This window comes from Shewanella inventionis (assembly GCF_019931735.1).
GTDB lineage: Bacteria > Pseudomonadota > Gammaproteobacteria > Enterobacterales > Shewanellaceae > Shewanella > Shewanella inventionis.
On the sequence record NZ_CP082926.1, the window covers coordinates 2,059,561 to 2,076,251 of the forward strand.

The 16,691-nt window shown below is 47.2% G+C and carries 4 protein-coding genes; all 4 read right to left on the reverse strand.

Going from position 1 to position 16,691, the window contains the following annotated elements; all coding sequences use genetic code 11:
- Positions 1-12 precede the first annotated feature (12 nt).
- The 4 genes from K8B83_RS09320 to K8B83_RS09335 are packed head-to-tail and all read right to left on the reverse strand — an operon-like array spanning position 13 to position 16,523.
- On the reverse strand, positions 13-5,793 hold the full coding sequence (locus tag K8B83_RS09320; protein ID WP_223419720.1) for a hotdog fold thioesterase: 5,781 nt from the start codon (positions 5,791-5,793) through the stop codon (positions 13-15).
- Positions 5,790-7,865 (reverse strand): PfaB family protein, encoded by a 2,076-nt coding sequence (locus K8B83_RS09325; protein ID WP_223419723.1) that lies wholly within the window; start codon positions 7,863-7,865, stop codon positions 5,790-5,792. Before K8B83_RS09325 ends, K8B83_RS09320 begins: the two co-directional genes overlap by 4 nt.
- Positions 7,862-15,682: a type I polyketide synthase gene (locus K8B83_RS09330; protein ID WP_223419726.1), complete on the reverse strand. Its 7,821-nt coding sequence runs from the start codon at positions 15,680-15,682 to the stop codon at positions 7,862-7,864. The genes K8B83_RS09325 and K8B83_RS09330 overlap by 4 nt, the downstream gene beginning before the upstream one ends.
- On the reverse strand, positions 15,666-16,523 hold the full coding sequence (locus tag K8B83_RS09335; RefSeq protein ID WP_223419729.1) for a helix-turn-helix domain-containing protein: 858 nt from the start codon (positions 16,521-16,523) through the stop codon (positions 15,666-15,668). Before K8B83_RS09335 ends, K8B83_RS09330 begins: the two co-directional genes overlap by 17 nt.
- Between the last annotated feature and the right edge of the window lie 168 nt (positions 16,524-16,691).

A 16,691-nucleotide genomic window follows, 5' to 3' on the forward strand; every position in this document is an offset into this window, starting at 1 on the left:
TTCCTTGAAAAGCTAGGCTTCTTCAATACAAATCGCGATGTCTTTTACTTCGTAAATACGTAAACCATCTTTACTTAAATTGGCATCACCGACGATGATGCGTTTACCGTTTTCGTCTTTTACTGCGCTGATGTGCACATCTAACGACATTTGCTTGTTAAGCGGATTAATTTGGCCGCGGTATTTCCATTTAATATCAGACAAAATCTGGCCGAATTTAGGATTGGTAAAACCGGCACCTAAGTCGTTAGTAATCGCGTAAGTTTGCATTAACTCGATGATAGCTTCAACGCCTAATGAACCCGGCATCACCGGATCTTGATGGAAATGGAATTGGAAGAACCAATCACTTGGGTCAATGGTGCGTGATGCTGCCAAATAGCCTTGATTGTATTTACCGCCATTGTTAACGATTTCAGCGGTGTCGATAAAGTTAAGCTGACCACCCGCTAAGCGGTAATGCGGCTGGTGCGCGGGTGCATTAAACACCCGCGATTGTTTGTCTAGCAAGTTGACTACCGTGTCGGCTGCGACATTGTTGTCGACATGCCAGGGTTGGGTAATTTTACCGTTGTCGATGCCAAGCTGGTTTTTAAGCGCGTCAGCTTTAAAGTAGCCAAATACAGCGCCACCTGTGTAAAACGGTTCACCATCGACGCTTAAATCAAAGGTAAAGTTTTGAATAATATTGCTGCCCGCAATCACGGTAGACAGTAAACGTGAGTCGTTAACGATGGTCTTGCCGCGTAAGTCCACATGGCGTAATAAGGTGCCATGACCATCTAGGTTGCGGAAAAACAACTCCTGCCCAGGGAAGCCCAATGTGGTGCCCATGTAACCTGAAATAAAGCCATTAGGTTGTAATGAGATTTCCATTAACACCGAATATGGCATTACCGCCTGGTGGCTGTTTTTGGCAAAGTACCATGCATCTGTTGGCACTTCATATTCAGCAATACACGATGATGGTTTTTTCAATTCGCCGCGCTTACCATTAATGTCGATAACACGGGTGGTTAACTGCAAATCACCGCAAGGAGTACGCGGCGGAATTAGCCCTTTATAGATGCTAAAGTCTGGCCCAAAGCATTTTTCAATATCGCCAGTAGCAAATTCAAACATATGATACGGCGTAAATGGCACGGTATCAGGCACGCGGTTTGCGTATTTAGAATTAGCGCTGACTTGCGGTGCTTCAACATGTTTAAGCGGTATAACACCTTTATTGGTTGGCGCACTGGTGTCGGCTATTTTCGCCATTAACGGGGCGATATCTTGCTGGCTGTCGGTGTTGTTTAGGTTTACGCCAGCCACCTTGGCAGGCTTGATACTTGAGTTATGTGTGCTGGAATGACTTAAGTAGCGGGTGCATTGGGCTTCTTCTTTTATCATGACCCCAAGGTTTTGAAAATCAACCACCACTTTGCCATTAAGCAAAATATCAATATTGGCTTTAGCATATGGACGTGGCGAAATACCTATTTCGGTGACTTCCATCCGGTAAGTTAATTCACCGTGTTGCGGTAACACCTGGCCACGACAACGCACTTTTTGTGAGGCATTTTCGAGCGGCTGGAAACGGCCGTTTTCAACTAACGTATGCATACCAATATGCAACATAAAGAATTGCAGTAATTGGCCACAGCCTTCAGCCATTAATGAGCCAGCCATTACCTGGTCGCCTTTAAAATGACACGGGAAATACCAATGGTCTGGGGCTAATTGTTTGTGGCCTTCAACTAACCCTAGGCCCCATGTGCCGCCGCCCACTTGTAAGTTGCTTACGCGCTCAATCATTAAGAACTTTTCAGATGCAAAACACAGTGACTTTTGCATGCCCGTTTGCAGCTGGTGGACAACGTGTTCGCCGCCAAAACAGCTGCCAATATCGCCAGTTAATAAATGGTGGATTTGACCATAATCAAAAGCGGTTTGTGCGCAGTGTAGTAAGGGTGCAAATGTCGGTTTATTGGGGTTGTTAAGCACTTTTTGGCGCAGTTTAAGCTCATCTTCGGTTTGGATAACGCCCTTGCCATCAGACAATTCTTTATCGGTAAAGAAGCCTGCGCAGCCGCCGTCCATTTTTAAAATCATCTTGTCGCCAACGAAACATTCGTACGAGAAGAAAAACAACAAGGTGTCGCCATTGCGTGCAAAGTTGTTGATTTTAATGTCATAACGCAAAGTGTCGCCACCACGGGGTAAATCCCCTAAAAAGGTAAGCGTGCAGTCGAGTAAGCGATAAACGCGCTCGCCTTTGTTTTCAAAATCGATGCCTAAATAGCTAATCAGCATTAAATCGCACTGGCCAGACTCAACCGCCACAGCCCAGGGGATTTGACCGTCAACCAGATACGGCGCATCAACCGGGATGTCATATTCTGTGGTCATTGAGCAAGGTTTGTATTGATTCATAGTGGCATCAAGTTTTGTTACTCGAGACACCAGTAAGTAGTCGGTTGTGGGTAAGCGCACGCGGCGTGAGTAGCTGTCGATGATGGCATAATCTGGGCCAAATACTTTGGCGATATCACCTTCGGCATATTCCACTAAATCGGCGTAGTTCCAAATACAGGGTTTGTTCGCTGGAATGGGGGCGGTGTAAGCCGGAACCTGAGCATGATTAGGCTTACGCTCTGCCAGTACCGGTTGAGCTTCAACATAATGTTCAACTGGCACTTTGGCTGTTAACGCAGGTGCTATTGTTTGTGCGTTTGTGGTCGATGTAATTGAAGTCAGTTGAGATTTTAACAAACTGTCGGCGACTTTTAATCCCGCCTCGCGACTGGCTAAAAAGGCTAAATGGGCTTGTTGTGCTAGCCATTGGTTTTGCTGAAAAGCCGTTAAGTGCGCGGGTGGCGTTGCCTGGCTCATTGCTTGAGTCGAATGAGTCTGATTTTCTGTTTGCGGCTGCATACCTGGTTTATGTGCGAAATGGCTTGCGGGCATAGTGGGCTCGTTTATATTCATTTTTGTTGGGGCTTGTTGCACTGAAACGGGTTTAATCGACGCGCATTGGCTAACAATGTTATCGATAGCAGCAACTGGGCTGTCGACAATATGCTGATAGATATCGCGGCCACCTAAACTGACTTGTTTAATCAAGCTAAGCTTGGCACTTTGCGTTAGTTGTTGTGTAAGTGGCAGTGTTACGCGGCTGGCAAGCGCCTGTTGCTGTAATGTATTGAGCGATAAACCAATGCGTGAGTATTGATTTTCACTGGCACTAATCACCTGTGCACTAATGTCAGCTTGTTGCAATTGCTGGCTTTGCAAAAGTGCATTAAGCAAGCTTGCCATGCCAGAGGCGGCAAAGGTATGGCCTAATATCTCTTGTGCGCTTGAAAGGCTATTGGGCTTAGCCAATTGAGTTAACTGGCGAGTGAGTTGCTGGCCAAAATCAGACTGATGGCAAAGCGGAGCCATGTTAAGTTCGTTAATATCGCAGGTTTGCTCGAGCTTGAGCTTATCTTGCTTGGCAAACTGCACTGTATCAATACTGGCAAAGCTTTCAGTTGGATGATTTTGTTGTAATACAATCGCACCAGCACCTTCACCTAAGTGGGTTGTGCTTGCCTGCATTCCTGCGGCTTGCAGGTGTGCATTGTTGAGTAGGCAGTTTTCAATGCTGCCAGATAAATCAACCGCTGCAATAATCACTGCATCTAATGGCTCTTGTAGTGAGCCCATGGCAAATAGGTTTTGGGCCACATCAATACAGCGATTAACTGATTGCTCTGCAGCCGAAATGGTAAAGGCTGGGCCGTTAAAGTCCCATAATGATGAAATCCGCGACGCCATAATATTGCCAATAAAACTGGTGTACTGGTTTAATTTGGCTGCATCGAGCACGCTGTCCATGGCGATGGCTTCTAGTGCCTGGTATTCATCGTCACTGAGCTTAATGCCTTGTGCAGCTAAGCTTTGTGCGAGCTGGCTGTGTAAGTTTACTCGTCCACGGAATTGATGTAATTCTAGCTCGGTTTCCATGGCCACTAGCACGGCCACTTTGCTGCCGGGTTTGAGGTTGGCATTCACAATGGCTTCATCGGCGACTTTTATCAGTAACAGTTGCTGCGAAATGAGTCTGTCGTCTTCATTGGGCGGCACTTTGAAACGTAAAAAATCAAAGTCGAATTGATCAATGTAAGCGCCATGAGGCACCTGCTCAATACCGTATTTTGCCAATAGCTCTGGATGCTTGTTGATGCCTTTCCAGCGCTGAGTCGGCAATGGCGTAAACAAGCTTTGCTTGGCACGAATACGCTCAGCAAGCTGATTAATGCTACTGCACTGGCCAAAATGAGCTGCCATACCGGTAATGTGCATCGGCTTTTCGCTTGCATTGATCACTTGAGTCGGTTGTTGCGATGTTGCTGTGTTATCGGAATAAGACTCTAATAACAAGTGTGCGTTACAGCCACCAAAACCAAAGACTGACACACCAGCATGGCGGGCGTTATTGCCCGCTTTATCTGGCCAAGGTTGCACTTCATTTGGCAAGGTTGCTTGACCAAATAAACCGTTAGGCGAGCTAATAGGCGCGCTGATATTAATACTCGGGGGTAACACACCTTCACGCATGGCAAAAATCATTTTCATGATGCCTGGCATGCCTGCTGCAGTGAGTAAGTGGCCCAAATTAGATTTTGCCGAGCCAATCAGTGGTGTTGCGCTGCCATTGAGTTTGCCTTCAAAAAAGCGCTCCATTGAGGTCAATTCAACTTTGTCGCCTAATGGCGTCCCGGTGGCATGGCATTCAATCACTTCAATGCTGGCAGCGGTAATGCTTGAGTCAAATGAGGCGGCTTCACGGTAGGCTCGTTCGAATGCTTGCACCTGGCCTTTGCTGTTTGGGCTAAGCACAAACTGGCCTTTACCATCGTTTGATAAGCCAATGCCGCTGACGAGGGCATAAATATGGTCGCCATCACGCTTTGCATCTTCAAGGCGTTTTAGCACTAATACGCCAGCACCTTCACCGGCAAATAAGCCTTTGCTGTTGCTGTCAAACGGCGCTGAAATGCCGTGGTCTGGATAGGCATGAAATATCGAAAAGCCCATATTGATAAAAAACGGATCTGCGCCCGATACCGCACCAGCCAGCATCATGTCGGCTTTGCCGGTATGTAAATAATCACAGGCCAGCTTTAAAGCATAAACCGAGCTAGCACAGGCGGCATCTAGGCTTAATTGCGCGCCGCCAAGGCCTAAAGCATCTGCCACAAGTTTTGAGGCATTGTGAGCCACTGCGCCATTACGCCAATTATATTGCTCGTTTTGTGCGGCTAAACCAAAATCTTGCAACACAAAGTTGGGCTGCTGTAGTTTGGTTTGTAAGGCTTTTTCGACCACGCTGTGGTAAAGCGGTACAAACAATTGGTTTGATTTTGCCGTTGGAAACGACAAGGTGCCCATCACAATACCTGTGCGCTGTAAGCCTGGATGATTAAGATCGGTAATCCCTGCATCTGCTAACGCATTACGTGCCGTATCTGTTGCCCATAAAAAGCTGTCGTCTAGGCCGTCAAAAGCATTGCTATCGATATGATAACCTTCAGGATTAAAGCGAAAGTTTTGAATGTAGCCGCCTTTATCGCAATAAAAACGGTCAGATTGCCCCTGTACGCCAATATAATCATTAGGTGATGCGTTGAGCTTTTGTGCCGTAATTTGACTGCGAGAATCTTTTTTATCGAGTAAATTTTGCCAAAACTTTGCCGGGGTGTCGGCATCGGGATATTGATTGGCTAAGCCTACAATGGCGATTTTTGGGGTAGCTTGAGAACTCAATGAGGTTCTCCTTCTAATAAAGTGTCATCCAAACCCATCAATGGGCTGTTGGTGTCGATAAGTAATGTTTGTTGTTCAATTGCGCTGTTTAGGCTTTGCATAAACGGGGTTAATGACATGGGCACTCTGTGAGTCATTAACTGGGCTAAACATTTTAATAAGCTGGTAATGTCGTCTGCACCTTTGGCATTAACCGCCAATGCTTGTGCCTGCACATCGCTTGTTTGTTGGCCAATAATTTTATCGATTAACGTCGCAGTTTGTCTGTCGGCGCCGACTTCAACAAATAAACGGCAGCCCTGGCTAATTGAGTCGCTGATAAGCTTGCTAAAGTCCAGCGGATGACAAAAAGTGTCGGCAATCGACTGGGCAATAGCGAGCGACGTTAATTCAACTGGCTGTGTTTGCGCGGCCGATAAAAACTGAGTCGAAGTGGGCAACGCTGCTGCTAATGGCTGTAAATAAAACTGCTTTACATTGTCAATAATATTGAGCGCAACAGGGGTGTGCATTGCGGTGACTCTATTGGCGGCAATGCCACGTTTCCCGGCTTGTTTAAGTAATGCTTTACAGCTTTGCTCGCAGCCGGCTAACACTAAGCTGTCGCCCTGAATAATGGCAATGTAAGCGCGAGGATAATCGGCTAAATGCGGGCTAAGGTCGGCAACGGTAGCGCGGGTAACAAAACTGTTCCACACAATGGGTTCATCATTGGCTAATTGCCAGGCTTGTCTCACACAGTGCAACTCGCCTGAAATGTCTTGATTAAAAATACTGCTGTTTTGGGTGGCTTCAATCAATTTTTGTGGTGCTTGCCATACGCCTAAACTGGCCCACATGGCGGCTTCGCCCATTGAATAACCTAAAGCGAAGCGTGGTGTTATGGCAAATTCATCCTGCAATATTTTACTCAACATGTAACTTGCGCCAACACCGGCAATGGCAAGCTCACTGAGGCTCATGTGGTTGCTGTTTTTCTCATTCGTCGTATAAATCGCTTGGCTTTGCAGCATTGCAGGCAAGTCACCTTGGGCCTCTAAGCTGGCAAAGACTTGAGGGAACACATGGCCTAATTGGCTAAACATCTGCGGGTAAACCGTGCCGACACCTGGGTAAACAAAACTCAGCCCGTTGGCGCCTAATGGCGAAGCGGTAAAGCAACTGCCTGCTGGCGTTTTGTAGTGAAACGTTTTGTTAAGCGTTGTCGTATTTTGTGTTTGCTGCGCCTCAATTGCCGCGAGGAGGGAGCTGGCTTCTTGTTGTAAACTGCTTTGATTCGTCGCCATTAACACCAAGGTATAGGGTGCTTGCGATTGGTATTGTTGCCATTGCTGGCGAATAAATTTAAGCAAGTTTAGCTCATCGCGTGGCTCGCTTAGTATGTCGCAAACTGCGGTTAACTGTATGTGTAACTGGGCAGTATCGTGTGCTGATAATGGCAACATTAATCGGTTAGCTGCTAATAACGGTTTAGCACTACGCAATTGACTGCCCTGTGTAAGTACTAACGCGAGCACACCGATGTTGCTTTGGTAACATAGGCTGGCAACGCGGCTTTGGTGAGCTGGTGTAAACCAATAGTCTTGGCTGTTGGGCAAGCGTCGATAGGCAATGTCTTCGATAAGCGTGACTAATGCATTAAATGCATTATTAGCCTGAGTTAACTCTACAGCTTGAGGTTGAACATGTTGTCTTTTGGCATGATCGAGTGCTTGAACTATGGCTTGCTCGGTGTTATCACCACAACCTATGCCGTTTAAATATGCATGGGCATGAATGCCATTTTTTGCAGCCGTCATTGCTGACATAAACCACAGATTATCGCCGATATTGACGATATCGCAGTGATGATGTGCAATAAGGCTTGCGGCATCAAGCAAAAGCATCTCGAGTGGCCCAGATGCTAATGCAAGATGCGTTATGGACAGTGTGTTGTCATTGGAGAGTGCTGGCGCAGCCAACAACAAGGCCAAGCGCATTGGCTTGGCTTGTTGTTGTTTGAGATCAACGGTTAACTGTTCGGTTAACGCTGCTTGCTGATCTACGGACATCGCATTTACTGAAAAGGTCACACGCTGTCCTTGCTGTGCTGGTTTGCTGGCTGATCCTCATGCTGATTAATAAAGGCCTGATTCAGGGTTTTGCTAATGGTGATTTTGGCATCACGCATTTGGCAACTTAAACGTCCATCTTGATGATACAAGCTCACATTGGCCATTAACATTCTGCCGCTGTGTTTTAACACCTCAAGTTGAATGTAACCCTTATCGCCACTGACAAAAGGCGCTACCGTGATAAATTGCCCCATTGATGATGGCAAACTGGCAGCATCGTACTTGAGCCTTGCCCAAACCAACATGGCCTGTAACAGCAAATCTTCGGCAAACAGTTGGCTGCCACCCGCGACTGATGATGGCGCAAAGCCGGGGCAGTCGGCAAGTTCGATGAGCGGTAACTTAACCTGGCACAACAGCTGTTCATCATCAAAACTCAACACTTGCTTAATACCCTGCAAACGCGGCCCATGGAACAAGGTGCCATTTTGATACAAGCTATTGCCTTGGTGTATGGCGGTCATTTGTGACAAATTTTGCAGTACCGTTGCAGGTAATCTTGATGCAGTGATGGCCGAGTCTGTTAACGCGTCATTCGCGACTAAGGTAGCCTGATATTGTGGCTTCATCGCCGAGTTTGGCTCGTTTAACAAACGGCTCATTATTAACGCGCTTATGCCCGCGTCAGTTTGAGTGAGTTGCAACTGCAGTAAATGTGGCTGGTCGGTGTCAAAAATAACCCCTTTGAGCAATTTGTAGTCAGCAATAGACACTGGAATATGGCACAAGGTTTGCGCGGTTTCACGCATCCACTGCATAGCGCACACCGTCGGCAACACTGGGTTGCCGGCAATGCGGTGATCGTTTACAAATTCCAGCTCACTACGCTGAAGCACACGAGTTACCGTAATGATTTTGCTGTCTGTAGCCAAATATGGCGCAGAAAACGTCAGCGAACCCTCTGCGTGCGGCAAAGTGTTCGCATTAGGCTTTTTTGCAGTAGCATCCTGTGAAGCTGAGCCTTGCATATCTGAACCAATTAGCATTTGCACGCCTTGCGAGCTTAATAAGCTATGAGCAAATAAGTTGGCACCAGCTTCAAGCGGGATCACGTATACGCCACGTTCAACAAACATCTTTTTCAGTGCTGAGCTCACCATACCGCCGTCCCATGGGCCCCAGTTAAAGCTCATGACTTTGGCTTGTGGCAATTGTGAGGCCAATTTTAATGCGGTTTTATTAAGAATTTCATTCGACATCGCATAGTCGCTTTGACCTGTATTGCCATAAAACCCTGCCGCCGATGAGAACATGGCGACCAATTTGATCTCTTGTGGATCAAGCGCATTAATGATGCTCGTGATGCCAGTGACTTTAGTGCTGTAAACGCGATTCAGTTCATCTAAGGTTTTGTCTTGAATGTGCTTATCTGCCAATACGCCAGCGCCATGAATGACGCCATTGATGACTAACTTTTTATCGTTAGCATCAGTTAACGCTGCCAGTGCGTCGATAACGCCTTTAGCATTGCTGACATCCATCGCCACATATTGCGCGCTGGCGCCTACCTTGGTAAAGGCGGCGAGGGCACGGTCAATTTCTAAGCTACTTTGTACTGGCCACACTAATGCATCTATTTGCTTTGGTGTGGGTTTTTCGCCTTGAGATTGAATGTAACTAATAGCGGCGGTTTTCAGCTCTGAGGCTTGTTTACCTTGGGCCCAAGCTGGCATGTTATTGCCAAGGTGCTGACTACGACCAGCAAGTACAAAGTGCGATTGACACTGCTTGGCTAAGGTAAGCGCACATTCAAAGGTGACACCTTTAGCGCCGCCAGTGACCAATATGTTGTCTTGTTGGGTTAACACTGCTTCTGGGTATTGCGAGCTGCCAGTTTTTGCTGCAATTAATGTTGCGCGGCCTTGCTGGCTAATGCCCACTTCGGTAATGCGTTTAGCACTGGGTGCTTCACCATTAACATCAAACAGTTCAGCAATAATGGCATTGGCAAACGTTTTGGCATCAATGTTATTGGCGATATCAAGCGCACGGCAGAACACATTTGGCCATTCATGGCTTAAGGTTTTGGTGAGGCCAGACAGTGCAGCTTGGTTTAATTCAGCTTTACTAAGCGCTGCGCTATCTAGGTAGCCAAATCCACCGTCAATACGGCTTACGGTAAAGTAACTTAAGCGTGATTGCAGGGGTTTAGCAAATTCAGCATGCAGATGTTTCGCCCATAAAAAGGCGTTATCAACAGCGGATTTTGCCGCCTCATTGCAGCTGACGAGGTTTTGGGTGTTGAGCTTAAATTGAGGCTGTAAATGCACAAAGCCCGCAATAGGGTGCTTAGCACTTATCTCGCTTACCACTTTGGCAATGCTTGCATCATCAATGCTGTTAAGCACATAGCTGCTGATGTCGCTGCTTAAAGGCGAGTGAGCAGCGCTGATGCTGTCTGGGTTACGAATAACGGCGACGGTTAATCCTTTTGCATGAAGTTTCTCAGCAAGTACACCTGCGTTATGGCCATCATCTGTGATGATAATGCAGCTGTCTGTTGAATAACATGCTTCTAGTTTATCCGCCGCTGGCAACTTTTTTAGTGCTACCCCGATGTGTGGTGGTAAATCTGATGTATCGATAACTTCAGTACTCGATTTTGCCGTAACGGTAGCTGAGGCTGGTGCGCCTAGCTTACCTTGCATATAGCTGACGATTTCACCTAAGGTGCGACACTCGGCTAAATCTTCTGGGTTGAGTTCTGGTAAGCCCGGTAGCTCATCTTGCACTGTGCCTAAAATCTCTACGCGCTTGATGGAGTCGATACCTAAATCGGCTTCCATGTCCATGGTCAACTCGAGCATTTCGGCTGGGTAACCGGTTTTATCGGCAACCACTGACATCATGGTATTCAGTACGGTTTCCGCGCTTAAGTTTGATGTTGGCGCTGATGTTTGAGCTACTGATGCTTTAGCAGGTGATATTTGGATAGTTGATCCCTGTACTGGTGCAAGCTTTGATTGCATATAATCAACAATCTCACCCAAGGTGCGACACTCAGCCAGGTCTTCTGGGCTAAGTTCTGGTAAGCCCGGCAGTTCATCTTGCACTGTGCCCAAAATCTCCACGCGCTTGATGGAGTCGATACCTAAATCGGCTTCCATGTCCATGGTGAGCTCAAGCATTTCTGCTGGGTAACCGGTTTTGTCGGCTACCACTGTCATCATGGTATTCAGTACGGTTTCCGCGCTTAAGTTTGATGTTGGCGCTGATGTTTGAGCTACTGATGCTTTAGCAGATGACGTTTGGACAGTTGATCCCTGTACAGGTGCAAGCTTTGATTGCATATAATCAACAATCTCACCCAAAGTGCGACACTCAGCTAAATCTTCTGGATTGAGTTCTGGTAAACCCGGTAGCTCATCTTGCACTGTGCCTAAAATCTCCACACGCTTGATGGAGTCGATACCTAAATCGGCTTCCATGTCCATGGTGAGTTCAAGCATTTCTGCTGGGTAACCGGTTTTGTCAGCGACTACTGCCATCATGGTGGTCAATACGGTTTCCGCGCTTAAGCCTGAGGCTTGAGCTGGAGACGTTTGGACTGTTATCGCTTGAGTTGATGCGGCCACTGGGGCTGGCACAGTTGATCCCTGTACTGGTGCAAGCTTTGATTGCATATAATCAACAATCTCACCCAAGGTGCGACACTCTGCTAAATCTTCAGGGCTAAGCTCTGGTAAGCCCGGCAGTTCATCTTGCACTGTACCTAAAATCTCTACGCGCTTGATTGAGTCGATGCCTAAATCAGCTTCCATGTCCATGGTGAGTTCAAGCATTTCTGCTGGGTAACCGGTTTTATCGGCTACCACTGTCATCATTGTCGTGAGCACGGTTTCCGCGCTTAAGCCTGATGTTGGCGCTGATGTTTGAGCTACTGATGCTTTAGCAGGTGATGTTTGGACAGTTGACCCCTGTACTGGTGCAAGCTTTGATTGCATGTAGTCAACAATCTCGCCCAAGGTGCGACACTCAGCTAAATCTTCAGGGCTAAGCTCTGGTAAGCCCGGCAGTTCACCTTGCACTGTGCCTAGAATCTCCACACGCTTGATTGAGTCGATACCTAAGTCGGCTTCCATGTCCATGCTAAGTTCGAGCATTTCAGTTGGGTAACCGGTTTTGTCGGCAACCACATTCATCATGGTGAGCTGCACTGCATCTGCCGATAAGCCTTTAGATGCACTTGCTACTGGTGCCGTTGCAGGCATCGGTGCTGCTGGTTGAGCCTCTTGAGCTATTGGCTCTGATACTGCTGCGGGTGTCGGTGCTGGTGTTGTGGCAGCGGCTTGAGTCATTACTGGTGTTTGGGTTGCCGCAACAGGTGCTGTAACTGCTTGTAGCGCTGCAAGGTTATTGGCAAAGGTATTTACAGGAGCAGGTGCTTGCCCTTGTAACATGGCAAGAGCAGCCTGACTGGTTTGCCCTTGCAGTGCTAAAAACTGTGTGTGACTTTGCAGTGTTTGCGCTTGATGCTGGTGGAATAGTTCCATCGAGCGTTGCAAGCTTTCGGGGATAGCAACCCCTGATGATGCCATTTGCGCCTGGGCTGTCATCAAGCTATTGAACGTATCGCCATATTGCTGTGGAATGGCTAAAAACTGTTGATGTAAGGTGGCTGTTTGTTGCTGTGCTGCAAAAAATGCACTTAAACTGTCGTTACTTACCTTTGTGTGTGTTTGCGCCTGAGCTGATGTTTGACTAGCTTGCGCAGATGCCGTAGGTGCAGTCGCCACTTCAACATATTCGGTTTTGATCACTTGTTTTTCCACTATTTTTTCCACAATTTTCTCGACAGGCACTTCCACTGTCTTGCTGGTGACTTCGCCGCTTTGCAATGATGTTTGCATCTTGGCTTGTGTGCTTGGGCTGATGTAGTTTTGCGCCGTCAGTTTGACGTTCATCGGTGATACTTTGGCCAGCTCTGCTAAAGGTGCCTGGTAAGGGTCAACCTCAGTTAATGCAACGCCTAATACTGCAAGTTGGGTTGCTGCTTGACGCAATTGAGTGTCGCTACTGCCTTTCGGGTTAGGGTTTAGACTAACAACACTGACCGCTTCAGGTTTGTTGCTCAATGTGGCTTCAACCAGCTTTTGTAAAATGTTTTTAGGCCCAAACTCAACAAAAATACGGGCGCCAGCATCATACATTGCAACAAGTTGCTCACTAAAACGCACCGATTGCAGCATGTGTTCACTAAAGGCGGCTTGAATCGCTTTGCCGTCGCTTGGGTGAAGCTTGCCTGTACCGTTGGCGTATAACGCCACGTTAGGCTTAGCAAACTTAACCTTGCTAATTGCTTTGGCAAACGGCTTTTGCGCGTGGCCAACTAAAGGAGTGTGGAACGCACCTGATACTGGCAAGGCAATGGCTTTAAAGCCTAACTCTGCAGTAATGGCTTTTGCTGCATCAGCACAAGCCTCTGTTGGGCCTGCAATCACTAATTGCGTTGGCGCATTGTAGTTAGCGACTTTTACGCCATTAAAGGTACTGATACAGTTTTCTAACTGACTAACGCCTTGTTCGGCTGCTTGTGGCGGCACAATGATGGCGTACATGGCGCCTGGGTCTTGATCGGCAGGTGTAGCCGCCATGGCCTGGCCACGAGCAAAGGCTAATTGATAATAATCATCCTGGCTGATAACCCCAGCCGCACACAAGGCTGACAGTTCACCAAAACTGTGGCCTGCTATCATGTCAGGACTAAAGCCAGCTTGAGTGAACAGTGCGTATTGGCCCATGCTGACCGCACCAATGGCGCTTTGAGCATAAGCTGTGTTGGTTAATGCGGCTTGCTGCGCGGCAATGTCTTGCGCCTCAAAAGCCGGAATAGGGTAGATAATTTGCGATAATGGCGTTTGTTTATGCTTGGCAAACACTTTGTCTGCTTGCATTAATTGCTGACGCATTTCAGGGTAGTAACATGCAAGTTCGGTGGCCATGTTGACATATTGTGCCCCTTGGCCTGCAAACAATGCTGCCACTTTCGCTTTCGCGTTTTTATGCACTAGGCTGGCACTGCGATAACTTGCGCCAGAGGGTAATTGCCAATTATTGGCATCATTGTTAGTTAACTGGCCAAGGGCTTGAGTAAGCTGCACTGTTAAGTCAGCAATTGACGTCACAACTAGGCCTAAACGTGCTGCAGTTGGCGCGATCTCAGAAATGACAAAGCGCTGGGCTAGCTCGGTTAATGCCAATTCTTGACTATTGGCTTTGCTGGTATCGATGGCGGCTATTTCAGCTTGTAGCTCGGCCAATTTACTTTGCAGTGCAGCCTTGTTATCTGCACTGATCAGTAAGCTTTGTGGCACCGCGCGTTGACGGTATTTGTCATTACGGGCGTGTTCTTGACGGTACTCTTCCAATACGATGTGAAAGTTAGTGCCACCAAAACCAAACGAGCTAATCCCGGCGCGACGCGGCGTGTCGTCAGGGCGAGGTAACCAAGGACGCGTTTCGGTATTGAGATAAAACGGTGAATCATTGATGCCCAATTTGGGGTGTGGCTTACTGACGTTAATCGTTGGCGGTAACACTTTGTGATGCAAAGCTAATGCAACTTTGATTAAGCCTGCCGTGCCTGCGGTAGACTTAGTATGACCGACTTGAGACTTAACCGAGCCTAGTGCAATGTGCTGTTTTGTTTGGTTATCTTCAGCAAAAACGGACGTTAAGCCATTAAACTCGGCAACATCACCTGCAGCTGTACCTGTACCATGGGCTTCAATGAGTCCTACTGTATGCGGGGCAAACCCTGCGTCATCATAAGCACGCTTTAATGCTTTAGCCTGGCCTTCTGGGCGCGGAGCATAAATACTTTTAAATTTACCGTCAGACGATGAGCCAATACCTTTAATTACCGCATAGATTTTATCGCCATCACGTTCAGCATCTTCAAGGCGCTTAATGGCGATCATGCCAATACCTTCACCGATCATCATGCCTTTTGAGTCGATATCGAAAGGTTGAATTGTGTCGTTAGTGGTAAAGGCTGGGGTTTTTGAAAAACTCATGTACATTGACGGCGAGTTGTCGGTACAAACACCGCCGGTGATCATCATGTCACTGCGCCCTTCAACCAGTTCGGTAATCGCCATGCGCATGGCCGCAAGTGAGCCCGCACAAGCCGCATCGACAACACAGTTCATGCCGCCTAGGTCAAAACGGTTAGCAATACGGCCAGCAATCACGTTACCGAGTGACCCTGGGAACGAGTTTTCTTCCCAGTGGATATATTGATCTTGAAACTTCTTAATCAGCATTTCGCTGTCGGCGTCACTAATACCACTGTTTTTGAATACTTTCTTGAGTACTGGGTATTGTAAGCGGCTGCTTAAGCTGTGGTTAATTTTTTGTCCGCCACCCACACCAAGGGTAATCCCGATACGGTCGGTATCGTATTGCGCATCGATTCCGGCATCGGCTAACACTTCTTTAGCGACCACTAACGACAACAGCTGCGAGGTGTCGGTGAGTTCTAAAATGTTAGGTGGCAGGCCAAATTCCATTGGGTTGAAATCAACTTCAGGTAAAAAACCGCCGCGTTTGCAGTAGCTTTTATCGGGCGCAGATTTATCGGGATCGTAGTAATCGTCGGCGTTCCAGTGACTGTCTGGAATATCAACAATGGCGTCGATTTTTTCGCTGATTAAATCCCAAAATTTGTTCAGGTAACGCGAATTGGCAAATATGCTCGCCATGCCAACAATGGCAATGGGCATGTCTTTTAAGCGCTTGTTAAGGCGCTTATCATGATTATTGGATTGGCTCATTTGAGTCTCCGTTTGATAACTGAGGATCAGCTACCTGATGTTGGGGTTCGGCTGCGCTTGCGGCTGATTGACTTACTCCAGGAAAACGAGCAAGAAAAGTGTGATAGTTGCGTACTAATAATTTGCGTAGATGAAACGGTCCATGCTTAAGCACGTAAGCCATATAGCGGTTGCTCGCTTGAGTATGGCTGTCTTGATAAATGTCTAAATAGACCCAGTCGGTGTCTGCATCAACACCCAATAACACTGAATAAGCTTGTTTGGGGCTGTATTGTTTGGGAATACTTAATGATTCTACCTGCACCACATTGTCGACATTGGGAATGGCTAAGGTGTCAGCCAATGTTTGTGGGTTAACGGCATAGGTAACGATGTCTGTGCCCTGAGTAATAGGCAGTTGGTTAAAATAACGTTCTGGTACAAATGCACTGTCTACGTCATCGAGTTTAGATACGCCGTGACGTTTTAAGCAGCGGGCTAGGCCGGAGCGAGATACATTTGGGTTAATAAACTTTTGGGTAATATTTAATAGCCTGTCTAGCGGCATTTTAAGTTGATAGCGCAAACCAACCACGACATATTCTTGCATGGGAGAGAGCGTGGTGTTGAGTTTATGCGGGGTGTTCGGCGTATTATCTATTGAGTCACGTTTGCGCCATTTACGCACAGTGGCTTCACTGATATTAAGTATTTTAGCTAATTGGCTCACGCTATATTCGGATTGCTGGATAAATTGGCGCATCTCTGGCGTCGTGGTCGCATTACGGTGTTTTACCGTTTTAGGACGTGGCCGAACCTCAGTAGACTTAGGCTCAGGATGTGAATTTATCTTTTTTGTCATCTAGACAGGGGTTCCAAATAATCTGTTGGGACGTTTGCTTTCAAGACTTGCTCAAATTAGCTAAATATCCATTTATTATATTAACAACAAGCAGATTACATGAGGTTTCAGTTCGATACAATCACCCGAGACTAAAAAGAATGTGACAGGATGCATCAGTCATGATGC

Excerpts from the sequence above, each read along its gene's own strand:
- K8B83_RS09330 (WP_223419726.1), bottom strand. The coding sequence starts at position 15,682 with ATGAGCCAATCCAATAATCATGATAAGCGCCTTAACAAGCGCTTAAAA.
- K8B83_RS09335 (WP_223419729.1), bottom strand. The coding sequence starts at position 16,523 with ATGACAAAAAAGATAAATTCACATCCTGAGCCTAAGTCTACTGAGGTT.